Origin of the sequence: Proteus sp. G3927 (assembly GCF_963894685.1) — a bacterium.
Lineage (GTDB): Bacteria > Pseudomonadota > Gammaproteobacteria > Enterobacterales > Enterobacteriaceae > Proteus > Proteus mirabilis.
Genome location: NZ_CAWQGX010000026.1, coordinates 95739 through 119822, shown reverse-complemented (window position 1 = coordinate 119822; position 24084 = coordinate 95739). Strand labels below are relative to the sequence as shown.

At 39.2% G+C, this 24084-nt stretch carries 18 protein-coding genes; 11 read left to right on the top strand and 7 right to left on the bottom strand.

Translation table 11 applies throughout. From position 1 onward, the window contains the following. Window positions 1-3: 3 nt before the first annotated feature. The 3 genes from AACV00_RS09425 to asnS form a co-directional block, all read right to left on the bottom strand. On the bottom strand, window positions 4-1194 hold the full coding sequence (locus tag AACV00_RS09425) for an amino acid aminotransferase (RefSeq protein ID WP_012367734.1): 1191 nt from the start codon (window positions 1192-1194) through the stop codon (window positions 4-6). A 352-nt stretch (window positions 1195-1546) separates the two neighbouring features. After that, the gene (locus AACV00_RS09420) at window positions 1547-2677 is read right to left on the bottom strand and encodes a porin (protein WP_104459330.1); all 1131 of its coding nucleotides are present in this window, start codon (window positions 2675-2677) and stop codon (window positions 1547-1549) included. A gap of 341 nt (window positions 2678-3018) precedes the next feature. Further along, a complete protein-coding gene (asnS, locus tag AACV00_RS09415) occupies window positions 3019-4419 on the bottom strand; it encodes an asparagine--tRNA ligase (protein ID WP_004244664.1) in 1401 nt (466 codons plus the stop codon). A gap of 73 nt (window positions 4420-4492) precedes the next feature. Here asnS and AACV00_RS09410 point away from each other — a divergent pair, with 73 nt between their 5' ends. After that, window positions 4493-4684, top strand: a complete 192-nt coding sequence (locus AACV00_RS09410; RefSeq protein WP_004244665.1) for a hypothetical protein — start codon at window positions 4493-4495, stop codon at window positions 4682-4684. Between the two features lie 14 nt (window positions 4685-4698). On the opposite strand, the gene pncB is transcribed toward AACV00_RS09410, so the two are convergent. Continuing rightward, the gene (pncB, locus tag AACV00_RS09405) at window positions 4699-5913 is read right to left on the bottom strand and encodes a nicotinate phosphoribosyltransferase (protein ID WP_104459329.1); all 1215 of its coding nucleotides are present in this window, start codon (window positions 5911-5913) and stop codon (window positions 4699-4701) included. A gap of 341 nt (window positions 5914-6254) precedes the next feature. On the opposite strand from pncB, the gene pepN reads away from it, so the two are divergent. The 3 genes from pepN (at window position 6255) to AACV00_RS09390 (ending at window position 10850) form a co-directional block, all read left to right on the top strand. Continuing rightward, entirely contained in the window at window positions 6255-8870 is a 2616-nt protein-coding gene (gene pepN, locus AACV00_RS09400) for an aminopeptidase N (RefSeq protein ID WP_161680275.1), read from the top strand. Window positions 8871-9073: 203 nt separating this feature from the next. After that, window positions 9074-10084, top strand: coding sequence for a quinone-dependent dihydroorotate dehydrogenase (gene pyrD / locus AACV00_RS09395; RefSeq protein ID WP_161680273.1), 1011 nt, complete (start codon window positions 9074-9076; stop codon window positions 10082-10084). A 214-nt stretch (window positions 10085-10298) separates the two neighbouring features. Next, window positions 10299-10850, top strand: coding sequence for a cell division protein ZapC (locus tag AACV00_RS09390; protein ID WP_012367736.1), 552 nt, complete (start codon window positions 10299-10301; stop codon window positions 10848-10850). A gap of 266 nt (window positions 10851-11116) precedes the next feature. Here the strand turns inward: AACV00_RS09390 and AACV00_RS09385 are convergent, their stop codons facing one another. Continuing rightward, window positions 11117-12259 (bottom strand): YcbX family protein, encoded by a 1143-nt coding sequence (locus tag AACV00_RS09385; RefSeq protein WP_004244672.1) that lies wholly within the window; start codon window positions 12257-12259, stop codon window positions 11117-11119. A 109-nt stretch (window positions 12260-12368) separates the two neighbouring features. Here AACV00_RS09385 and rlmKL point away from each other — a divergent pair, with 109 nt between their 5' ends. From rlmKL to rmf, 7 genes are all read left to right on the top strand, one after another. Beyond that, entirely contained in the window at window positions 12369-14483 is a 2115-nt protein-coding gene (gene rlmKL, locus AACV00_RS09380; RefSeq protein ID WP_004247681.1) for a bifunctional 23S rRNA (guanine(2069)-N(7))-methyltransferase RlmK/23S rRNA (guanine(2445)-N(2))-methyltransferase RlmL, read from the top strand. 6 nt (window positions 14484-14489) lie between these two features. Next, window positions 14490-16421, top strand: a complete 1932-nt coding sequence (locus AACV00_RS09375; RefSeq protein ID WP_161680271.1) for an ABC transporter ATP-binding protein — start codon at window positions 14490-14492, stop codon at window positions 16419-16421. Window positions 16422-16513: 92 nt separating this feature from the next. Then, the gene (gene pqiA / locus AACV00_RS09370; RefSeq protein ID WP_004247682.1) at window positions 16514-17803 is read left to right on the top strand and encodes a membrane integrity-associated transporter subunit PqiA; all 1290 of its coding nucleotides are present in this window, start codon (window positions 16514-16516) and stop codon (window positions 17801-17803) included. Further along, window positions 17796-19448, top strand: a complete 1653-nt coding sequence (pqiB, locus tag AACV00_RS09365; protein WP_004244676.1) for an intermembrane transport protein PqiB — start codon at window positions 17796-17798, stop codon at window positions 19446-19448. The genes pqiA and pqiB overlap by 8 nt, the downstream gene beginning before the upstream one ends. Further along, entirely contained in the window at window positions 19448-20020 is a 573-nt protein-coding gene (pqiC, locus tag AACV00_RS09360) for a membrane integrity-associated transporter subunit PqiC (protein WP_017628412.1), read from the top strand. The genes pqiB and pqiC overlap by 1 nt, the downstream gene beginning before the upstream one ends. 87 nt (window positions 20021-20107) lie before the next feature. After that, window positions 20108-20512: an ASCH domain-containing protein gene (locus AACV00_RS09355; protein WP_004244678.1), complete on the top strand. Its 405-nt coding sequence runs from the start codon at window positions 20108-20110 to the stop codon at window positions 20510-20512. Between the two features lie 487 nt (window positions 20513-20999). Beyond that, window positions 21000-21170 (top strand): ribosome modulation factor, encoded by a 171-nt coding sequence (gene rmf / locus AACV00_RS09350; protein ID WP_004244679.1) that lies wholly within the window; start codon window positions 21000-21002, stop codon window positions 21168-21170. 315 nt (window positions 21171-21485) lie between these two features. On the opposite strand, the gene fabA is transcribed toward rmf, so the two are convergent. Beyond that, complete coding sequence (gene fabA, locus AACV00_RS09345; RefSeq protein ID WP_004244680.1) at window positions 21486-22004, bottom strand: bifunctional 3-hydroxydecanoyl-ACP dehydratase/trans-2-decenoyl-ACP isomerase; 519 nt, start codon at window positions 22002-22004, stop codon at window positions 21486-21488. 83 nt (window positions 22005-22087) lie between these two features. Beyond that, window positions 22088-23830, bottom strand: coding sequence for an AAA family ATPase (locus AACV00_RS09340; RefSeq protein ID WP_104459325.1), 1743 nt, complete (start codon window positions 23828-23830; stop codon window positions 22088-22090). Window positions 23831-24084 lie beyond the last annotated feature (254 nt).

Below are 24084 nucleotides of genomic sequence, written 5' to 3'. Positions count from 1 at the left end.
CCATTAAAGTACAGCGACAATGGCTTCACACAATGGAACCATATTTTCCAGTGTTAAGCCTGCGACATTAATACGACCAGAGCCGACAATATAAATACCATATTCAGCACGTAGACGTTCAACTTGCTCTTTATTAAGACCACTAAATGAGAACATACCATTTTGGTCAATAATAAAGCTGAAATCTTGTTTTGCGCCTTTTTCTTGTAATGTTGTCACCAGCAATTGGCGCATACGCTGAATGCGCTCACGCATTGTGGTGAGCTCTTCAATCCACTCTTCTTTTAACTCTGGGTTAGATAAAATAGTGGTCACCACAGATGCACCATGTGCCGGTGGATTAGAGTAGTTTGCGCGAATAATCGCTTTGGCTTGGCTAAATGCTTTCTCAGCAGTATCGCTCTCTTTTGCGACAATAGTGCAAGCACCTACACGCTCATTATAAAGGCCAAAGTTTTTTGAATATGAGCTTGCAACAATCAGCTCAGGATTGCTTTCAGCAAATAGGCGTAAGCCTTGCGCGTCTTCTTCAAGACCATTAGCAAAACCTTGGTAAGCAAAGTCAAATACCGGTAACCAACCTTTCTCAGCGGATAAGGCAGCCAGTTGACGCCATTGCTCTAGCGTTGGGTCAATACCACTTGGGTTATGGCAACATCCGTGGAATAGCACAACATCACCTGCTTGTGCATTTTGTAGGCTGGCTAGCATACCTTCAAAATCTAAACCGTGGCTTTCGGCATCATAATAATCATATTGGCAAATCTCTAAGCCTGCAGTCTGAAAAATATTATTATGGTTTGGCCAAGTCGGGTTACTTATCCATACACGTTTAGCATTAGTTTGCTGAGCAATAAAGTCCGCAGCAATACGTAATGCCCCAGTACCACCCGGAGCTTGTGCTGTACGTGCACGTTTTTCTGTGATGATAGGGTGTTGTTCACCAAACAACAGTGCTTGAGTGACCGCACCAAACTCAGGAATACCGCTAATAGGAAGATAATTTTTAGTGGATTCGTTTTCTAATAAATATTTTTCTGCTTTTTTAACGGTGGTGAGTACAGGTGTTTTACCTGTTTCATCCTTATAAACACCAATCCCTAAGTTAATTTTGTTTTCACGAGTATCAGAACGGAAACTATCAGCTAAACCCAGAATAGGATCGGCTGGTGCAGCAATGATTTTCTCAAACATAGTGTAATTATTCCCTAAGCTCAAAACGAAGCCGAATTATGAGTAACAAGAGTAACGCTATAGAATCGGTTTGCCAACAGTTTGTAGAGAAATTAGCAAGAAGTTGTGAACTAAGTGAGAATAAATAGCAAAACAAGATGTAAATAAGTAAATCTTTCGTGATTACATTAACATGTAAATATAACCACTAAAAATAACCAATAGTTTAGTATAATAAACTGTTTATCTTGGTGTTAAAAAAGAGGGAACAGAAAAGCGAGCAACATAAATAGGATAGGCAAATAAAAAAGCAACACCGAAGTGTTGCTTTTCAAATCAATTAACTTGACTGTTTAATTACCTTAAAGGGTAATTAGAACTGATAAGTCAGACCTAAACCAACTACGTTGTCAGTTGCAACGCCGTAAGTTTTAGTGAAGTCATTGTCATCTAACAGGTTGATTTTATAATCAACAACAGCAGTCATGTTTTTGTTAAATTTGTAGAAAGAGCCTACAGAGATATATTTAACTAAATCTTGGTCGTTACCTTGAGCAACACCTAAGTCTTTACCTTTAGATTGAACATAGGCTAAAGATGGTTTGATACCTAAATCAGCAAAATCATACTGTGCAGTTAACTCGATATTTTGAGTTTTGTTAGCAATATTTTCTTTTTTACCGAAATAAGTCATGTTACGGGTTTCACCGTACATTGCTGCTAAGTAAACATTGTTAGCTTCGAATTTACCACCAACGTTCCATGCTTCTGCGCGCTCGCCACCAGCTAAGCTTGCGTGTTGTTGTGGTGCTGTACGAGCAGAACTTGAGTAACCACCACCCAGTGTTACGCCCCAGCCTAAGTTATAAGCTGTAGAGAAACCGAAACCGTCGCCATTTGATTTAGCATCTGCTTTACTTGACGCTGGATCTTTTGGATTATATGTACCACGAGTATTGTTGGTGTTTTCGTTATTTTTGCCTTGATATTGCAGTGCAAAGCTTAAACCATCAACATAACCGAACATATCAGTGTTACGGTAAGTTAATACACCAGTAGTACGGCCAGTCATATAAACGTCAGTTTGCGCCATGGAGTCACCGCCCCATAAAGGCAGAACGTCAGTCCATGCGTTGGTGTCATAAATTACACCGTAGTTACGGCCGTAATCTAAAGAACCAAAGTCAGCAAACTTCAGACCAGCATATGCTAAACGAGTTTTAGCTTTATTGTCATCTTCTTTGGTATTTGTCTTAATTTCGTACTCAAAACGACCGAAACCAGTTAAATCTTTATTGATTTGAGTTTCGCCTTTGAAACCGATACGTGCACGAGAAGCGTCACCGCTTTCTTTGCTATCAGAATCTGCGAAGTAATGACGAACGTCAACTTTACCGTAGATATCTACTTTGTTGCCGTCTTTGTTGTACATTTCAGCTGCGTTTGCTGCACCAGCAAACATTAAAGCTGGGATTACCACTGCAAGAATATTGCGCTTCATCATTATTATTACCCTCATTGGTGTTATTCAGACACCTTTGCCACTGCCAGAAATAGTTTCTTAATTTTTATGGAACTATTTATGAGAGTTAAGTGTCGTCTGTGTCGGGTGACAGTGTTCCATTGGTAAAAAATTTTATCTACCCCGAATTTGCTACAAAATCGAAAAAAGTGTAACAAATTGTAACAATGTATTTCAAAGTGTGTATTTGGGGGAACTTTTCCATCAAATTGTAGCCATGCATAAAAAAAGCCAACCCTGAGGTTGGCTTCTGGTATAACTAAAGTTAGTACAATTAATCAGCAACACAAATGTTTTTTGTTGGCTACTAATTAATCAAACTATTAGAAATCGACATTTCTTGGTGTACGTGGGAATGGGATCACTTCACGAATATTTGTGACACCAGTCACATAAGCAACTAAGCGTTCAAAGCCGAGACCAAAACCAGAGTGTGGTACTGTGCCATAACGGCGTAAATCACGATACCACCAGTAGTCTTCTTTATTCATACCCATCTCAGCTAAACGTTTATCAAACATCTCTAAACGTTCTTCACGTTGAGAACCACCAATGATTTCACCGATACCTGGTGCTAACACATCCATTGCCGCAACTGTTTTACCGTCTTCATTCATACGCATATAGAATGCTTTGATATCTTTCGGGTAGTTCTTCACAACCACAGGGGCTTTAAAGTGTTTCTCAGCAAGATAGCGCTCATGCTCGGAGGAGAGGTCAACACCCCAATAAACTGGGTTTTCAAATTTCTGGCCGCAATTTTCTAACACAGTAATCGCATCTGTGTAGTCAATTTGTGCGAAATCAGAAGCGATAAAGTGCTCTAAACGTGTAATGGCTTCTTTATCAACGCGTTGAGCAAAAAACTCCATATCATCTCTGCGCTCAGCTAACACGGCAGAAAAGGCATATTTCAGCATTTTTTCTGCTAATCCGGCGATATCATTCAGATCAGCAAAAGCCACTTCAGGTTCAACCATCCAGAATTCAGCCAAGTGACGACTAGTATTTGAATTCTCAGCGCGGAAAGTTGGGCCGAAAGTATAGACTTTACTTAATGCAGAGGCATAAGTTTCGCCGTTTAATTGTCCTGATACGGTTAAGAAAGCTTCGCGACCAAAAAAGTCTTCGCTAAAATCAACTTCACCTTTATCAGTACGTGGCAGGTTGTTCATATCTAAGGTAGAGACACGGAACATTTCACCCGCACCTTCGGTATCCGCCGCCGTAATTAATGGCGTAGAAACCCAGAAAAAGCCTTGCTCATCGAAGAAACGATGTAGTGCTTGTGCCAAGGTATGGCGAACACGTGCAACAGCACCAATTAAGTTTGTGCGTGGACGAAGATGAGCAACTTCACGCAGATACTCAACGCTGTGACGTTTAGCGGCCATCGGATAAGTTTCCGGATCATCAACCATTCCTACTACCACAACTTTGGTCGCATGAATTTCAAAGTTCTGACCTTGACCCGGAGATTCAACAATTTTACCGGTGACTTCCACAGAGCAACCTGTGGTTAAGTGCAGCACTTCATCTTGATAATTCGGTAAATTATTATTAATGATGGCCTGTACTGGATTAAAGCAGGAACCGTCATAGACGGTAAGGAATGAGATACCAGCTTTTGAATCTCTTCTTGTACGTACCCAACCGCGAACGGTGACGTCTTCGCCAACCGCGATACGGCCTTGCAGTACGTCGACTACAGGCGCAACGATCATAAATAAATCTCTCTTCGTTTAATTAAAATAATTGTTTAGTAAATTCATTCTGCCCCTGTCGGACAGTTTTTCTATGTTACTTGCAATAGCGCAGGAAACAAGTAGGAAATTTCAGTTTAAAGAGGGAATCAGCAAGAGAAAAGCCTTTATAGAAAATATTTTGCTAAAAATAGGCAAAATCAGTCGAATAGTGGGGGTGATAGCAAAAAGAAAGGGCAATATTGGCCCTTTCTTTATAGATAGAATAGATAGAGTGAATAAATAGCGATTTAATCTTTATTAACAAGCTTGCCTAACAAGAGGAACATCAAAGGCTTTACGTAGCTTGTCGACAAACTCATCATCTTCACAAATGGTTTTACCTGGACTATCTGATAATTTAGCAACAGGTTTACCATTACACTCCACCAGCTTAATCACAATATTAAGAGGTGTAATATTCGGGATATTACAAGTCAATCTGGTGCCGATACCAAAAATTAAGCGGATACGCTTATGGAAATGCTTATAAAGTACTAAGGCTTTCTGAAAGTCGAGGCTATCAGAGAATACCAATACTTTACTCATCGGATCGATACCGAGCTTTTCATAATGAGCAATGGCTTTTTCACCCCATTCAATCGGATCACCTGAGTCATGACGTAACCCTTGATAACGGCTGGCGAATGGCATATCAAAGTCACGTAAGAATGCATCCATAGTGATACAATCAGTGAGTGCAATACCGAGTTGATCTGGGTATTCATCTAACCATGATTGCAATGCAGCCCGTTGACTATTGGCAAGCTCGGGACTAATTTGCTGATGTGCTTGGAACCATTCATGGGCTTGTGTGCCTACGGGTGCCAGTTGCATACGCTCAGCAAAATGATAGTTACTGGTGCCGATAAGATAAGGGAAATGATTTTTTAATTCATCGACAATGGCACGTTGCACATCATAAGAAAAGCGACGACGAGTACCAAAATCCATCAATTTGAAATCCGCTAAATCAATCTGTTGTTCAGCCGCATCACGATAGAAAATATCGATAAGTTTGCGTAATTGAATAACGGCGTCATCAGCGGTGATTTGTGGCGAACGAGCACGGTGGACAATTTCACTCACCAATGCTAACAAAGGAACTTCCCATAAAATAACTTCACGCCAAGGGCCAGTTATCTTAATTGTCAATTGATTGTCAGCAGTGGTCGCGATATGCACTTGCTCGGGTTTAAAGCGAAAATGTTTAAACCATTGCAGATAGTCATTTTTAAAGAAAGGCAGGCTTTGAAGATAGCCAAACTCTTCATTAGTTAATGACAAGTCTGCCATCATATCCACTTGATGGCGTAAGGTTATTGCATATTCACCTAGACGTTCATCACTCCGGCAGCGGAATTCAGCAACGACAGGAATATCACTATAATGATGGTAAACCGCCTGTTGCATGTGGAGCTTGTATGCATCGGTATCCAACAGTGATGTAATAATCGGTGTAGCGTCTAAAATCATAGCGCGTCAAGCATCCTCACGGAGCGTTTTTATGTCAGCTAAATCGTTAAGGTTGGAGAGTATACCCGAATATGATGATAATGCGTCACTATTCGTTAATATTTCTCTGCGACATAAAAACAAGCTGTAAATCTCTATTGAGTTTACCACGTTAAACATAATTTGGGAGTATGTTAGCATCAATTAGCAAATAAATTAGTTACACATATTAATATCCCATTAACATTCTATTGACTTTTAATGTGCTCAATTGAATATTCGACTAGCTAAACCGTTTTTTGACGAGTAAGCTTTGGTTATATAACCGTAAAATAGTCGTGTTAACTAAAAGGCTTTTTTCTATGACACAACAAAGAATTGCTAAATATCGTAAAGATTACCGCGCCCCAGATTACACCATCACTGATTTGCATCTTGATTTTATCTTAGATAAAGAAAAAACACAGGTTACTGCTATTAGCCAATGCAAGCGCTTAGCGACAACGGTAACGCCGTTGGTGTTAGATGGGGAAGATTTAACATTAAAATCTATTTTTGTTAATGATGTTGCTTGGACACACTATAAAGAAGAAAACGGCAAACTCATCATTGACCAATTGCCTGAACAATTTACGTTAAAAATTGTTAATGAGATTAACCCATCAGCTAATACCGCTTTAGAAGGATTATATGTTTCTGGCGATGCGCTATGTACACAGTGTGAAGCGGAAGGTTTCCGTCATATTACTTATTATTTAGATAGACCGGATGTTTTAGCGCGCTATACCACCACGATCACTGCAGATAAAAAACAGTATCCTTATCTATTATCTAATGGTAACCGTGTTGCACAAGGTGATCTTGAAGATGGTCGTCATTGGGTGACTTGGGAAGATCCGCATCCTAAACCAAGTTATCTCTTTGCATTAGTGGCGGGAGACTTTGATGTATTACGCGATACATTTAACACTAAAAGTGGTCGTGAAGTTGCTTTAGAGCTATTTGTCGATAAAGGTAATCTTGATCGTGCTGATTGGGCGATGACATCACTAAAAAATGCCATGAAATGGGATGAGTCACGCTTTAATTTAGAATACGATCTCGATATCTATATGATAGTCGCCGTTGATTTCTTTAATATGGGAGCAATGGAGAATAAAGGGCTTAATGTCTTTAACTCTAAATATGTTCTTGCTAAAAGCGAAACAGCAACAGACAAAGATTATTTAGGGATTGAATCTGTTATTGGCCATGAATATTTCCATAACTGGACAGGTAACCGTATTACTTGCCGTGACTGGTTCCAATTAAGCTTAAAAGAGGGACTAACGGTTTTCCGTGATCAAGAATTTAGCTCTGATTTAGGCTCTCGCTCAGTTAATCGTATCAATAACGTGCGTGTTATGCGTACAGCACAGTTTGCCGAAGATGCAAGCCCAATGGCTCATCCAATTCGTCCAGATAGTGTGATTGAAATGAATAACTTCTATACCTTAACGGTATATGAAAAAGGGGCGGAAGTGATCCGTATGATCCACACGCTACTCGGTGAAGAGAAATTCCAAGCGGGTATGCAGATGTATATTCATCGTCACGATGGTAGTGCTGCGACCTGTGATGATTTTGTACAAGCGATGGAAGATGCCTCGAATGTTGACCTGACTTTATTCCGTCGTTGGTATAGCCAATCAGGTACACCGGTATTGACTGTACGTGATAGCTATGACGCACAAAAACAGCAATATACATTAACCGTCAGCCAAATGACGCCACCAACGGCAGATCAGGCGGAAAAACAAGTTCTACATATTCCGTTAGATATTGAATTATATAATCAACAAGGGGAGGTTATCCCTTTACGCTCACAAGGTCAGCCGGTTTCTAATGTATTAAATGTGGTGAGAGAAGAGCAGCAGTTTATTTTTGATGATGTCGCTCAACAGCCAATTCCTTCATTATTGCGAGAATTCTCTGCGCCAGTAAAACTTGATTATCCTTTTACGGATGAGCAACTCTCATTCTTAATGAAACATGCACGTAATGCTTTTTCTCGTTGGGATGCGGCGCAATCTTTATTAGGTCGTTATATTAAAGAAAACGTTTCGCGTGTTCAAAAAGGGCAACCATTAATTTTACCTGAAATGGTAATTGATGCTTTCCGTGCTGTATTGCTTGATAAAGATATCGATCCTGCCTTGGCGGCACTTATTCTGACATTACCTACTGATGTTGAAGCGGGTGAAGCTTTTGCTATTATCGATCCTAGTGCTATTCATCAGGCCTTAGGTTTTATTCGTAAAACTTTAGCCACTGAAATGGCTGATGAGTTCTCTGCGGTTTATCACTCAATGCATATCGGTGCTTACCGTGTCGATCATGGTGATATTGCTAAACGTGATTTACGCAATGTCTGCTTGGGTTATTTAGCCGTTGAAAACCAGCAAACGGGTAATCAATTGGTTGAAGCGCAATATCACAATAGCGACAATATGACCGATGCACTCGCGGCCTTAAATGCTGCAGTAATGGCACAATTACCTTGTAAAGAGGCACTATTACAAGAGTTTGATGATAAATGGCATCAAGATGGCTTGGTAATGGATAAGTGGTTTAGCTTACAAGCAATGAGTCCGGCAACTGATGTATTACAAACAGTACGCAGTTTGCTATCACATCGCTCTTTTACTTTAGCTAACCCAAATCGTACTCGTGCTTTAATCGGTGCGTTTGTGAATAATAACCCTGTGGCTTTCCATGCAGAAGATGGCTCAGGTTATTTATTATTGACAGAAATTCTGACTGACTTAAATAGCCGAAATCCACAGGTTGCATCTCGTCTTATTGAGCCGTTTATTCGTTTGAAACGCTATGATGCTAATCGCCAAGAGAAAATGCGTGCCGAGTTATTAAAGCTAAAAGCCCTTGATAACTTATCAGGTGATTTATATGAGAAAATCACTAAAGCATTAGCAGATTAACACTATATCGCTATCACTAAGTAAGTGATAAGAAGGTATTAAGTTAGCATGATAATTAGATCCCCAGCATATTCTGGGGATTTTTTATGGTGAATTGTGCAATTGAAACGTTTACTTTTCGTGCTTTTATCTATATGATGCTCGACGCTTAAATCGTCGTAGACATATCATTCCTAATACCCGATATTCTCAATGGAGATCGTATGTATTATTCCTTAGTAAGGAAGGCATTGTTTCGGCTAGATCCTGAACGTGCCCATGATTTTACCTTTCGTCAGTTAAAACGCTTATCTCATTCCCCATTTCAATTTCTTATTCAACAATCACTTCCTGCCAAATCCGTTTCTTGTATGGGACTTTCATTTAAAAATCCTCTCGGTCTTGCCGCCGGCCTTGATAAAAATGGTGATTGCATTGATGCACTAGGGGCAATGGGTTTTGGCTTTATTGAAGTGGGTACTGTTACACCACGAGCACAAGTAGGTAATGACAAACCGCGTCTCTTTCGCTTAGTAGAAGCTGAAGGCTTAATTAATCGAATGGGGTTTAATAATTTAGGGGTTGATAACCTAATAGAGAATGTAAAACAATCTCAATATGGTGGTGTGCTGGGTATTAATATCGGTAAAAATAAAGATACCCCCGTAGAGCAAGGAAAAGATGATTACTTAATCTGTATGGAAAAAGTTTACCCTTATGCAGGTTATATTGCGATTAACATCTCTTCACCTAACACCCCCGGCTTACGGACACTCCAATATGGTGAAGCATTAGACGATTTATTATCTGCGATTAAAAATAAACAACTTGAGTTACAAGGGAAATATCAAAAATATGTGCCTGTGGCCGTTAAAATTGCCCCTGATCTTACTCATGAAGAATTAATCCAAGTTGCAGATAGCTTAGTGCGTCACCATATTGATGGTGTAATTGCGACCAATACAACATTAGACAAATCATTAGTGAGTGGATTAGATCACTGCAATGAAGCCGGTGGATTAAGCGGTCGTCCGGTTCAATCAAAAAGTACACAAATCATTCGACAACTAAATGAAGAGTTAAAAGGCGCTTTACCTATTATTGGGGTAGGGGGGATTGATTCATTGACTGCCGCACGCGAAAAAATGGATGCAGGTGCTTCTTTAATACAAGTCTATTCAGGATTCATTTATCATGGTCCTGCACTTATAAAATCTATAATTAATCATATTTAATTACATTCAATAATCAGTTAAGGGCTTTTCTTCTGCCCTTAACTCGTTTATATTGCCTCTAGTTGATTATTTTTTATTAAATGGCAGTGATTGTGCTTAATTAATAAAAAAATGAACCCTGTTTTTGTTAGGTGGTATTAAATATTTTATTTAGGTTATTTAATATTGAGTATCAGAGAAAAAAGCAGGTAATAAATCGAAGGGGGAATAATTAGTGATAATAAAACCCGATGATCGCTGGCGTTGGTATTTTGATGACGAGCAACAAAAGTTGATGCTCGATTTAGCTAATGGAATGATTTTTCGTAGTCGCTTTCCAAGTAAAATGCTAAGTGCAACTGCTCATCAATCATCACCTTTTACTGTTGATGATGCTGCTCTTTATTATGGATATGATGAGCAAATCCGCCAGATTGATATGCCTTCTGAGTCGCGAGCAGAATTAGCGTTAAACGCATTAATAGCCCATCGTTTTTTAAAGCCATTAATGCCTAAGAGCTGGTATTTTGAAGTGAGTCATTCATCAACCCGCCCTTATTTAGCTCAAGTGGTGGAAACCGCATTGAAAGATAGCAATGAAAAAGTGCTTTTTTTAGTGGCGGAAGTGGGAGAGCAAGCCTGTTTATGCTTATTAGCCCAGCCTCAGTTAGCATTATTTGATAGAACACTAACGTTTTGTGATCCACTAAAAATCATGAATGATCGGTTAAGTGAATATCATAAACAGTCTGAGCCAAGATCGTTTTTGTACGAAAAAGTCATCTAATAAAAGAGTAAAAAGGACTTACTCTTTTATTTTCACTTATTGTTTATAATATGCTAAAAACAATTGGCCTTAAACAACACTTCCTAAAATCAAATCTGCATTATTCTCTTTTTGCAACAAATTTATAAAAGTAAATAAAGTGAGTTTATAGTTAATTTAAAATTGAGTTATTGATGAGATAATTCTTAATCAGCAGAGCAGATCATGCAAAATAAAAAGAAGATAAGGACAGTTTACCTTCTTTTTATTTGTGATAAAGATAAGCGTTATTTTTTATTAAGTGAAAGTTTTACATTGCCTTTAGGAACACAACTACATGCGAGTATTCTGCCAGAACGTTTTATGGCACCTGCTTTTAATGCATTGACATCACCTTCATCTAATTGAATAACACAAGAGCCACAAATCCCCGCACGACAACTATAGGGAATAGCATAACCGTGATTTTCCAGTTGCTCTAACAACACCTCTTGATTATTCCCGGCAAAGCTGATGCCATTAAATTCAATAGTGACAGCTTGTTTTGGCTCTTGAGCGGAGGCTGCTGTAACCGCATTGTCAGTTGCTGGTTCGGTTGTTTGCTCTGTTGTTTGTAAATAAGATTTCGCTTCTTTATAAGCTAATATTTCAACTTTATCCCCAACACGAATAATACCTGATTGGCGAATGATAATATTTTGACCAAAATCCACATCGCCTTTTTCATCTGTACGGAATGTTTGCAGTGTTGCTAACGGTTCTGTGGTAGGATGCTTAATGCCTTTATCGATACTGATAGTGGTCATAATACAGCGACTGCAAGGCTTGACTAAGTCCATGACGACAGAGCCAATACGGATTGTTTGCCAGCTATCTTCTGCAAAAGGTTTTGCACCTGTGATGATGATATTACCGCGAAATTGCTCAATATTGATTGAAGCTGGGCAACGCTGTTGCAGAGACTGAAATGAGGCTTCATTAATCAATAGATAAGGGTAACCGTCAGCGAACGAAACCGCGGTTTCAGGAGATTTTTTTACTCGACGTGTTGATTTTTCACCCGTCCAGCGAAGTTGTACATCCATGCCTAAATAGCGGCTGAACCACTGATTTATTTCATCTGGGGCAACATAAGCGGTAAAATGATTTCCCCACACTTCAGTTGGTTGTAATGAAGATTGAAAATCCTGATAAGTAATGGCAATTCCTTCACCATCGGGTGCTTGAATATAAATACCATTTGTCATTACAGTGGGAATAAAACACAGCAACAAAGGGTATTTACGTGCGGTGATAAATGTCCCCTCAGGGGTCGTTATCATAAAATCACGATCAAACGTGAAGCCGCTTTCACGGGCAAAGGCTTGAGAAAGACGAGTCCCTTTCATTGATTTTACTGGGTGTATATAAAGGCGTGATACGTTGATCATCAGTGCTCCCAAAAAGGTTTTATTATTTTTTTATCGTCAGTAACTTTATGACAACGTAATACAATTAGCTATAATGCCCAACAATTTTATTTTAGGTGGTAACAATATTATGCGCTCTCTGTTTGCCAGCACAGGCCGAGGTCTGGAAGAATTATTAAAAACTGAACTTGAACACCTTGGTGCCCAGTCTTGCCAGATTACGCAAGGTGGTGTCTATTTCCGTGCTGATGATAAAACCATGTATCAGTCTTTGCTCTGGAGCCGTTTAGCTTCTCGCATCATGCTTCCGCTAAATGAATTTAATGTCTACAGTGATCTAGATTTATACCTTGGTGTGCAAGCAATTGATTGGAGCGAAGTATTTACAGTTAATCATACTTTTGCTATTCACTTTAATGGCACTAATGATGTGATCCGTAATAGCCAATATGGTGCATTAAAAGCGAAAGATGCTATCGTCGATTCATTCCAACGTAAAATAGGGCAACGACCGGATGTTGCTAAGCAATCACCGGATATTCGTTTAACTATACATCTACATAAAGAAAAAGCGTCATTATCTTTAGATCTCAGTGGCGATGGATTACATCAACGTGGTTATCGTGACTTAACAGGGCAAGCACCGCTAAAAGAGAATCTAGCCGCAGCGATTATTATGCGTTCAGGTTGGAAAACCGATACACCATTAATTGATCCTATGTGTGGCTCAGGTACTTTACTTATTGAAGCAGCAATGATGGCGACGGATTGTGCCCCCGCTTTAAATCGAGTCCATTGGGGTTTCCGTCATTGGTTAGGACATAATGAAGCGCTATGGAAAGAAGTCACTCATGAAGCATTTGCCCGCTTCCGTGAAGGTAAAAAGAATACTCAAGCGCGTTTTTATGGTTTCGATGTGGATAAACGCGTATTAGATATGGCAAGAGCTAACGCACGCCGTGCGGATGTGGCCGATTTAATTACTTTTACCCAAGGTGATGCAGCAAAACTGACTAATCCAGTATCCACGGGTGTTAAAGGGACGATTATTAGTAACCCGCCTTATGGTGAACGTTTAGAAAGTGAACCCGCACTCATTGCTTTGCATAGCCAGTTAGGACGTGCGGTAAAAGCCCATTTCCCAGGATGGCGATTATCACTTTTTAGTGCTTCTCCTGAATTGTTAAGCTGTATTCAGTTACGTGCTGAGCGTGAATTTAAAGCTAAAAATGGCCCGTTAGATTGTGTACAAAAAAACTATTTATTATCAGAAACACCTTCGACGATTAATACACGACTGGCGGAAGATTTTGCTAACCGTTTACGTAAAAATGAGAAAAAACTCGCAAAATGGGCAAAACAACAGCAAATTGAATGTTATCGCTTATATGATGCTGATTTGCCAGAATATAATGTTGCGGTAGATCGCTATGGCGAAAAAGTGGTGATCCAAGAGTATGCACCTCCAAAAACCATTAATGAACATAAAGCACGTCAGCGTTTATTTGATGTGATTAGTGCCACCATGGAGGTTTTAGCATTACGCTCTGATCAACTAATTTTAAAAACTCGTCAACGCCAAAAAGGTAAACAACAATATGAAAAAATGGCAGAGAAGGGGGATTTCTTTTTAGTTGATGAGTTTGGTGCCAAATTCTGGGTGAATTTAACCGACTATCTCGATACTGGACTGTTTTTAGATCACCGCATTGCACGCAAAATGTTAGGTGAAATGAGCAAAGGAAAAGACTTTTTAAATCTCTTTGCTTATACCGGTAGCGCGTCAGTCCATGCTGGGTTGGGGGGAGCTAAAAGTACCACAACAGTAGATATGTCAAGGACTTATCTTGAATGGGCTGAGAAAAACTTTCAAGCAAATGGATTATCAGGTAGACAACATCGTTTAATGCAGGCGGATTGCTTACAGTGGCTAAGCCAAAGTAATGAACAGTTTGATGTGATTTTTATCGATCCTCCGACGTTCTCTAATTCAAAACGCATGGAAAATACCTTTGATGTACAACGTGATCATATTGAATTAATGAAACATCTAAAGCGTTTATTAAGAAAAGGCGGAACAATTATGTTCTCAAATAATAAACGTGGTTTCAAAATGGATCATGAAGCATTAGCGAATATTGGGTTAACAGCAAAAGAGATAACACAAAAAACGTTATCGCAAGATTTTGCACGTAACCGCCAAATCCACAATTGCTGGCTATTAAATCATGCTGGTGAGGAATAATTTACAATGCCGTTAATTAGTTTGACTGGGGCTTATTTAGCGTTTAGTGATGCCCCTTTATTAGATAATACAGACTTGTTTATTGATGAAAATGAACGCGTTTGTTTAGTCGGTCGCAATGGTGCCGGAAAATCGACCCTATTAAGCGTGTTAGCCAAAGAGCAGCCCTTAGATGATGGGCAAGTGGTGTATGAACAAGATCTGGTGACTGCACGTTTACAACAAGATCCCCCCAGAGATATCGAAGGCACTATTTTTGATTTTGTCGCGCAAGGCGTTGCAGAAGATGCGCAATATATTACCGAATATCATCGTGTTTCAAAGGTAATAGAAACGGACCCTTCTGAAAAAAATCTTAATCGATTAGCTCAGTTACAAGAAGTGCTCGATAACCGTAATCTCTGGTTATTAGATAGCCGTATTGCTGAAGTACTGGAAAAATTAGGGTTAAATGGCGAAGCTGAGCTTTCCTCACTTTCTGGAGGATGGTTAAGAAAAGCCGCATTAGGGCGCGCATTAGTGAGCGCACCAAAAGTGCTCTTTTTGGATGAGCCCACCAACCATCTAGATATAGAAACTATCTTATGGTTAGAGAAATTCTTAAAGGATTTCCAAGGTAGCATTGTCTTTATTTCCCATGACCGATCATTTATTCGTAATATGGCAACCCGCATTATTGATTTAGATCGCGGAAAACTATCCTCATGGCCGGGAAATTACGATAAATATCTGGAAAGTAAAGAAGAAGCATTGCGTGTTGAAGAGCAACAAAATGCTGAGTTTGACCGGAAATTAGCGCAAGAAGAAGCATGGATACGTCAAGGGATCAAAGCTCGCCGGACTCGTAATGAAGGTCGTGTACGGGCATTAAAAGCACTGCGAGTTGAACGAAGTGAACGTCGCGAAGTATTAGGCAGTGCTCGTATGCAGGTCGAAGAAGCAACGCGCTCAGGTAAAATTGTGTTTGAATTAGAAGATGTTAATTATAGCATCGGTACGCGTAGGCTCGTTCGTGACTTCTCTGCAAAAGTGCAACGAGGAGATAAAATTGCCTTAGTTGGCCCTAATGGTTGTGGTAAAACCACACTACTCAAATTGATGTTAGGGGATTTAAAAGCAGATAGTGGTCGTATTCATTGCGGCACTAAATTAGAAGTTGCTTATTTTGATCAACACCGTGCCACACTTGATCCTGATAAAACAGTGATGGATAACCTTGCAGAAGGTAAGCAAGAGGTGATGGTAAATGGTCGTCCTCGTCATGTTTTAGGTTATTTGCAAGATTTCTTATTTCCACCAAAACGTGCCATGACACCTGTTAGAGCACTTTCGGGGGGCGAAAGAAATCGTCTATTGCTTGCTCGTTTGTTCTTAAAACCAAGCAATTTACTTATTCTTGATGAACCAACTAATGATCTTGATGTTGAAACATTAGAACTATTAGAAGAGCTGGTGGATGCTTATCAAGGCACTGTGTTGTTGGTTAGCCATGATCGTGAATTTGTTGATAATAGTGTTACGGAGTGTTGGATCTTTGAAGGTGATGGCGTAATCAATAGCTATGTTGGCGGCTATTATGATGCGCAGCAGCAGCGTGCACAGTCTGTTTCTCTTAAAAATGAAGCGAATAAGTCACGTAATGCACCAGAAAAAACTGAAAAAGAGACTAAACCAAAACAGAACGCCAAAAAGGCTACACGAAGTAACAATAAGTTAAGCTATCATTTGATCCGCGAGCTTGAACAACTGCCCGCTAAACTGGAACGTTTAGAAGAGGAATTAGGTTGTTTACAAGAAGAAGTGGCTGCAGCTGATTTCTTTACACGTCCTCATGAAGAGACAGAAAAAGTGCTAAAAGCATTAGCTGATAAGGAAAATGAACTTGAAACAGCTTTTGATAGATGGCAAGAGTTGGAGATGATGCAAAACGGTGAATAACGTATGCCAACTCATAACGGGGCATAATGCCCCGTTTTAGTCTCTATACTTATTGTTGTTTATTGATTATCAAATAAATGAGAGGTGCCGTTGTGTGTTCGGGTCAACATTCTTGTCATGAAGAACAACATGAGCAAATATTGTGCCCTCAGTGCGATCTGGTAGTGAGTGTTCCTGAATTAGCCCAAGGAACCAAGGCGACCTGTCCACGTTGTCACACTTTGCTAACAGCACGTTGGCGACAACCTTTTTATCAGCCTGTAGCCTTGGCGATTAGTGCATTATTTATGTTGTTAATGGCTTGCCAATTTACTTTTGTCAGTATGGAAGTGGCAGGAATTACCAATAACATTACTTTAATGCAGATCCCAAATGTGATGTTTAGCGAAAATTATGTTGAGCTAGGCGCTTTCTTTTTACTCTTTGTACAAGTGGTTCCTGCTTTCTGCATGATAGCGATTTTACTGCTTTGTACACCCATTAAGCTGCCAAGAAAATTACAAATTTGGCTATCACGAATTCTTTTCCAATTAAAATCGTGGTGTATGGCAGAGATTTTTTTAGCCGGTATTTTAGTCAGTTTTGTCAAGCTAATGGCGTATGGTGATATCGGCTTAGGGTTAAGCTTTCTACCTTATGTACTTTACTGCTTATTACAAATTCGTGCATTTCAATGTTTAGATCGCCATACATTATGGGAAAAACTAGAATCGCGACCCGCTTATCCTAAAATTGAATCAGGTAAAACAGGTTTAAAGCAAGGGGTAAGATTATGTCGTTCTTGTACTGCTATTTTACCGGCTGATCAATATGAATGTAGTCGTTGTGAAGTAAAAGGGTATGCGAGAAAACCCCATAGTTTGCAATGGACGCTCTCTTTCTTAATTACTTCTTTAATTCTTTATATTCCGGCTAACCTATTGCCGATTATGGTGACGGAGTCGCTGGGTAATAATCTTTACTCAACCATAATGGCTGGGGTTATCTTACTTTGGGAAGATGGCTCATATCCTGTGGCAATGGTTATTTTTATTGCCAGTATTATGGTACCTAGTTTAAAAATGGTGGCTATCGGTTGGCTATGTTGGGATGCACATAAAGCCAAAGGAAAACGTGATCCGGCGAGAATGCACTTTCTCTATGAAGTGGTCGAATATGTAGGGCGTTGGTCAATGATTGACGTTTTTGTTATCGCTGTTTTAGCTTCATTAGTCAGAATGGGACGTCTGATGAGTATCTATCCCGATTTTGGTGTAGTGCTATTTGCATTGGTTGTCGTATTAACGATGTTCTCTGCAATGATGTTTGATCCTCGGTTAACATGGGATAAATGTACTGCCGATGATGATAAACCCATGATTAAGGAGCCTAAGGGTGACTGAAAAGAACGATACTGCTTTAACACAAGCAAAAATTAATAAACTGAAAAGCTGGTCTCCAGTTTGGATAATACCTCTTGTTACTTTATTGATAGGAGCTTGGATACTTTATTATCATTTCAGTCATCAAGGTCCTGAAGTCACATTAATAACCTATAATGCTGATGGTATTGAAGCAGGTAAAACTAAAATAAAGAGCCGTAGTGTTGATATTGGCTTAGTCGAAAGTGTGACATTAGATAGTAATTTTAGTCGAGTGATCATCAAAGCTCGTCTCGATAATGAAATGAAAGAGCTACTGCGTGCTGATACCGCTTTTTGGGTGGTTAAACCACAAGTGGGAAAAGAAGGTGTCACTGGTTTAGGTACTCTACTCTCAGGTGCTTATATTGAGCTACAACCCGGTTTAACAGGCAAAGAGCAGGATGAATTTAATTTATTGGACTCTCCACCACTGGCCTCTCCGGATGCAAAGGGGATACGCATTAATTTAGTCAGTGAAAGAGCAGGCCAGCTTAATGCAGGTGATCCGGTATTATTTAGGGGTTATCAAGTCGGCTCGGTTGAGACGAGTGAATTTAATATTGAAAGCCGAGATATGCACTACCAGCTTTTTATCAAAGCACCTTATGACAAAATGGTCACGTCGAATGTTCGTTTCTGGAAAGATTCAGGCATTGCATTTGATATGTCATCATCAGGGGTTCGTGTTGAAATGGCTTCGCTTTCCACACTGTTTAGCGGTGGGGTGAGTTTCGATGTGCCTACGGGGTGGTTACCTGGTGAAGCTATAGCCCCTAAAACAGAATTTAAACTTTATGATAACGAAAAGAGTATTCAAAATTCGTTATATACCGATTACCGTAGCTATATTATGTTTTTCTCTGATTCTATAAGAGGATTACAAGCCGGAGCGCCAGTTGAGTTCCGTGGTATTAGAATGGGTACGGTTGTTCAAGTACCTTATTACACCCAAGAAATGCAACAATCGTTAGATAAAGATTTCCGTATTCCTGTGCTTATCCATGTTGAGCCGGAACGTTTTGCGAATGATGTAGGTGAAAGTTTTGATTTTGTAAAAGAGCTTTCTTCTGCTGCTAAAAATGGATTAAGAGCATCGTTAAAATCAGGCAATCTATTAACAGGTGCGCTGTATATTGATCTGGACTTTTATCAAGATGTTGAACCTTGGAAAGGGCCACAAACTGTTGCAGGATTACCACAAATACCCACAGTCAGTTCTGGTTTAACGCAAATTCAGCAAAAAGTGATGACTTCATTGGATAAGATCAACAATCTTCCTGTTGAGCCAATGTTGAAAGAGATGACCGCGACATTAACCGAAAGTCAAAAAGCGGTTGCTGAAGCGAAGGAAACCCTGAAATCATTAAATGCTATGATTGGTAGTGATGACTTCCAAAAACTGCCTAATGATATTCAACAGTCATTAAAAGAGATCAATCGCAGTATGCAAGGTTTCCAACCTGGCTCACCGGCATACAGTAAAATGGTTGATAATATGCAACGCTTAGATCAAGTGCTCAGAGAGATGCAACCGCTATTGAAGACCTTAAACAATAAGAGCAACGCATTAATTTTTGAAGCACAACAAGGTAAAGATCCTGAACCAAAGAGGGCTGAAAAATAATGAAATATATTATTGGGATCGCGGTATTGATGCTGACGGCTTGTTCAAGTGTGCCTGATAAAGCTTATTATCAATTACCTGATGTTTATCAAGGTGCAAATAATAAGGTTGTTACAACCACTGAGAGCGCAAAGCAAGATCAGATTTGGATTCAGCCTATCCGTTTATCTGATATGTTAGTTAACACGGGCATTGTCTATCAAACCAGTGATATCAATTATACCGTTGCTAACCAACATTTGTGGATAAACCCGCTTGATCAACAGCTACAGCAAAATCTGGTTGTGGGATTAGCAAAAGAATTCCCTAATCGAGTGGTTTCGACACAACCTATTGAAGATAAACTTGCTAAATTGACTGTCAATGTTAATTATTTTCAAGGTCGATATGACGGCAAAGTGATTATTGCTGGTGATTGGATCTACACTCAAGGCAATAAAGTGATTAGTCAGCCTTTTTCTGTCGCGTTAACACAAACGCAAGATGGCTATCCGGCTCTGGTACGTACGCTAGGGGAAGGATGGCAGAATGTCGTCGCTGAGATCGCAAAAACCATTAAATCACAATATTAATTGTTTTATACAGTAATATAGGAATAACCAATGCCTGACTAAAATCAGGTGTTGGTTTTTTATTCGAGATAACGAGAGAAAAATCTCATGCTGGAATTGATAAAAAAGAAATACCCTACAGCGATTTGTTGGTCTTTCGGGGATAATCCGCAGCTTGCTGATGAACTTGCACAACTTGTCGTTGAAAGAAAAAAAACAGCAACATGTAGCTCATTAAGTGGTTTTTTTAGTGATCCAGTCACGCCAACAATTGGTGGTTACAATATTATTTTAAATAGCCATGGGGTTCCTATTTGTGTTATCAGAACACGCTCTTTAACATTGGTACGTTTTTCTGAAGTCACAGAACAGTTAGCGCGTAAAGAAGGTGAGGGTGATCTAAGCTTGTCATATTGGCAACAAGGACATAAAGAATTCTTTATGCGAGAAGGCACCTACTCTCCAGATATGGAATTAATATTTGAAGAATTTGAGTTAATAGAGGTTTTTTAGTTAACAGGCTTCATATTTGTCGATAACTTAAGTTATATCATTAATGTTGCTATGGTTATTTGGCATAAATTTTATTTTTACTACTGTGAATAGTAGAAAATAGGCAATTCTAATAGGATTGTTATATTGACATAAATTGAAAAAAATCGATTATTTATTTTCAAGCTATTGTTTTTATTATTTAGGTCAGAAATCGGATCTTTAATATTATTTTTTATAAAAATAAATAAAAATCAGCTTGTTATGATTTGCTTTATGTCTTTTATTAATAAATACAAATAGATATAAATTATTTAATTATATTAAATATAATTAATTGTAATCTAAGGTGATTTAAATAGGATCCAGCTTAGTATCACAAATATGACAATTATATTAATTTCTTTACTTGCTTAAATCCTCAATAAAGCGTATCAATTTATAGTGGTTGTATGAAAAACAATCATTATCTTTCCGCTTAAACTTAGAACGTGAGGGTTGTCTAAATATGAAAAGACAGAAACGAGATCGTTTAGCTAGAGCATTATCGAAAGGTTACCAAGCCGGTATGCAAGGTCGTTCAAAAGAGCAGTGTCCCTATTTTGCCATTGATGCACGTTCACATTGGCTAGGAGGTTGGCGACAGGCCATGGAAGATCGTCCTGGGCTTGCAAAATAAATAACCCGTCGAGGTGATACTGCGGACACATGTGTTATCGCAAATATTATCACCAAGATTTAATTGATAATCAAAAGAGGGTTATTTATGCATATTCCTATGAATAACTTGAACATAGGACAATTTGAATATAAATAACAACTGTGAATTGGAAATAAAAAGGTCTACCGCGGTAGGCCTTTTTATGTTGTAAAGTACGGTAGGGCGAAAACTTGCCAAGTACTCTTATCTGAGATACCACCATACCACCATAAAAGAAAAAGCCTAATCTCATCGAAGAGAATAGGCTCTTATCTATCTATGTGTAATATTGACTTAAAATGCTGAGGTATCTTTAAATAAGCCGACTTTTAAATCTTTGGCTTCATAAATCAGTTTACCATCAACATAAACTTCACCGTCAGCGATACCCATAATAAGCTTGCGATTGATAACACGTTTGAAATCAATTTTATAGGTGACTTTTTTGGCTGTTGGTAGAATTTGCCCAGTGAATTTCACTTCACCCACACCCAAAGCTCGGCCTTTACCTTCACCGCCTAACCAACCTAGGTAGAAACCTACCAGTTGCCACATTGCATCAAGCCCTAAACAACCCGGCATAACAGGATCATTGACAAAGTGGCAATCAAAAAACCATAAGTCTGGCTTGATATCGAATTCTGCTTCGATAAAGCCTTTATTATGGGAGCCGCCATCTTCAGTCATTTTAATGATGCGATCCATCATTAGCATATTACCTGAAGGCAGTGGTGGGCCATCTTGGCCAAATAATTCACCACGGCCTGAAGCAATGAGGTCTTCTTTAGAATAAGATTCGCGTTTATCAACCATTGTTTATATAGCCTTTATCAAGTGTAAGGTAACAGAATAGCTTACACTTGTACGCTGAACAACTCCGATCACTTGAAACAGAATTATCTGAATAAGCGCAGGAACCAAGGTAACTTAGGCCTATCCTGATTATTCGCTTGTGTTATTCGATCATGAATAATAGCTAACAAGTGTTCATTTGATTGTGGATTTTCACATTGTTCTTCGTAATAAGGCTGATGTGTTAGCAAAGTAATTGCTTCTGCAACATGGACAACTGGCCAAATATGGAATTTATTTTCTTTGACGGCTTGTATCACGCTCTCGTTTAAAACCAGATGTCGCACGTTCGCCAGCGGTATAATAACCCCTTGTGAGCCTGTTAATCCTCTTTGCTGACAGATATCAAAAAAGCCTTCAATTTTTTGATTAACACCACCAATAGGTTGTACCTGACCAAATTGATCTACGGCACCGGTTACGGCGATTTGTTGATCAATTGGGTGTTGTGACAATGTACTAATTAGCGCACATAATTCTGCTAGTGAGGCACTATCACCATCTACTTCACCGTAAGATTGTTCAAAAACGACGGAAGCACTAAAAGGTTGTGGCTGATCTAATCGTAATTCAGAATTTAAGTAGGCTTGCATAATCATCATGCCTTTTGCATGGATATTGCCACCTAATTCTGCTTTTCGTTCAATATCGACCAGTTCGCCATCACCAATATGAGCCACACAGGTAATACGAGTTGGCTCGCCAATTAGATCGGGATAACCGGGATAATCTAAGACAGAAAGACCGTTTATTTGGCCTACCATTTCACCTTCCGTGTGAATAGTGACTTGGCCTTGTAATATTTCATCACGGCTTCGTTCTAATAAGTAGCTATGTCGCCATAAACGATTTTCTTGCGCTTTTTTAAGCGCCTCAGCACCAAGATAAGCGTCATGATTAAAACGCATGGCATAACGCAATTGGCGTAATATGAATTCAAGATCGAGAGATAAGATAAGCTGATCTTCATGTTCTCTTGCGCCCTGAGTAAGTAATACTTGCCAAGCATCAGCAGATAATGAAGGAAGACGATATTTTTGGCAAAGTCCATTAACAAAACCACACCATTGGCTCAGAGCGGTTTCATCTTCTAAATACATATCGTACTCATATTCGCCATATAGTGCCGTACTGCTAATATTAGGCTCCATAAACTCAAGCTCTTCTAAGCTTAGGCGATCGCCCACTAAAATAACACGCAAGTGAAGGGGCATGGCTTCAATAGGCAAAGGAAGGGCTTGATGGTCATTCCACACTAACCATTCAAAGCGTTGCTCTTCAACCATCTTTTTCAGTCGGAACCACATTAAGGGTTGTGCTAAGAGCGTTTTAATGGATAAGACTAAAATACCACCATTGACTTTATGCAACAGTCCTGGGTTAACGAGGAGCTTATCTTTATGATAATAAAATGAACCAAAAAGTTGTTCTGGCTCTATCCATTGGCAACAAGCAATAGATTTTGATGATGAAAATGAGCCTTCTACATTTTCTTGCCAATAAATTTGGTTAGATTCAGCTTGATAGGCACCTACAACAGGATAAGTTTTTATCTCTGCTTGTTGTAATGTATCAGCGAGTGTTTCGAAATAAGCAGTAGAATCTTCTGCTTTTAACAGCATAAATTGGCCTGCTTCTGCATTATTTAGCCACTGTAAGCTTTCATACAAGCGAGGTTGAACCTCACGAAGTGAAGATGCAGGCAATTGCGATGCTGTTTGAAAGAAAGTCTGGTAGGAGGCGTAATCTGGGCGTAACGCCTGCCATTCTAATTCGTTGTTTTTCAAGGTTACCGTTTTTATTATTGAGTAGTGAACATGGAAGTTAACATAAAGCGTTAATAGCTGGTATCTATCCTGCAATAAGACAGCTATTGACAGTTATATTATGTCTATACTTTTGGCCGGGAATATACGTTGCCATTACTTTTGCTATAACCTATTAAATTGAATGTATTGTTTTATTATAGCGACGCACGATTCTATCACAACGTGGTTAGAAAACTATCCCTTCTGACATTTGTCGGTGGGAGGTAACAAAA

What these genes read in the sequence shown, in the direction of transcription:
- AACV00_RS09375 (WP_161680271.1), top strand. Translation starts at nt 14,490, where the DNA reads ATGCCGTTAATTAGTTTGACTGGGGCTTATTTAGCGTTTAGTGATGCC.
- pqiC (WP_017628412.1), top strand. Translation starts at nt 19,448, where the DNA reads ATGAAATATATTATTGGGATCGCGGTATTGATGCTGACGGCTTGTTCA.
- AACV00_RS09385 (WP_004244672.1), bottom strand. Translation starts at nt 12,259, where the DNA reads ATGATCAACGTATCACGCCTTTATATACACCCAGTAAAATCAATGAAA.
- asnS (WP_004244664.1), bottom strand. Translation starts at nt 4,419, where the DNA reads ATGATCGTTGCGCCTGTAGTCGACGTACTGCAAGGCCGTATCGCGGTT.
- AACV00_RS09420 (WP_104459330.1), bottom strand. Translation starts at nt 2,677, where the DNA reads ATGATGAAGCGCAATATTCTTGCAGTGGTAATCCCAGCTTTAATGTTT.
- AACV00_RS09355 (WP_004244678.1), top strand. Translation starts at nt 20,108, where the DNA reads ATGCTGGAATTGATAAAAAAGAAATACCCTACAGCGATTTGTTGGTCT.
- pepN (WP_161680275.1), top strand. Translation starts at nt 6,255, where the DNA reads ATGACACAACAAAGAATTGCTAAATATCGTAAAGATTACCGCGCCCCA.
- AACV00_RS09410 (WP_004244665.1), top strand. Translation starts at nt 4,493, where the DNA reads ATGTTACTTGCAATAGCGCAGGAAACAAGTAGGAAATTTCAGTTTAAA.
- pncB (WP_104459329.1), bottom strand. Translation starts at nt 5,913, where the DNA reads ATGATTTTAGACGCTACACCGATTATTACATCACTGTTGGATACCGAT.
- rlmKL (WP_004247681.1), top strand. Translation starts at nt 12,369, where the DNA reads ATGCGCTCTCTGTTTGCCAGCACAGGCCGAGGTCTGGAAGAATTATTA.
- AACV00_RS09425 (WP_012367734.1), bottom strand. Translation starts at nt 1,194, where the DNA reads ATGTTTGAGAAAATCATTGCTGCACCAGCCGATCCTATTCTGGGTTTA.
- fabA (WP_004244680.1), bottom strand. Translation starts at nt 22,004, where the DNA reads ATGGTTGATAAACGCGAATCTTATTCTAAAGAAGACCTCATTGCTTCA.
- rmf (WP_004244679.1), top strand. Translation starts at nt 21,000, where the DNA reads ATGAAAAGACAGAAACGAGATCGTTTAGCTAGAGCATTATCGAAAGGT.
- pyrD (WP_161680273.1), top strand. Translation starts at nt 9,074, where the DNA reads ATGTATTATTCCTTAGTAAGGAAGGCATTGTTTCGGCTAGATCCTGAA.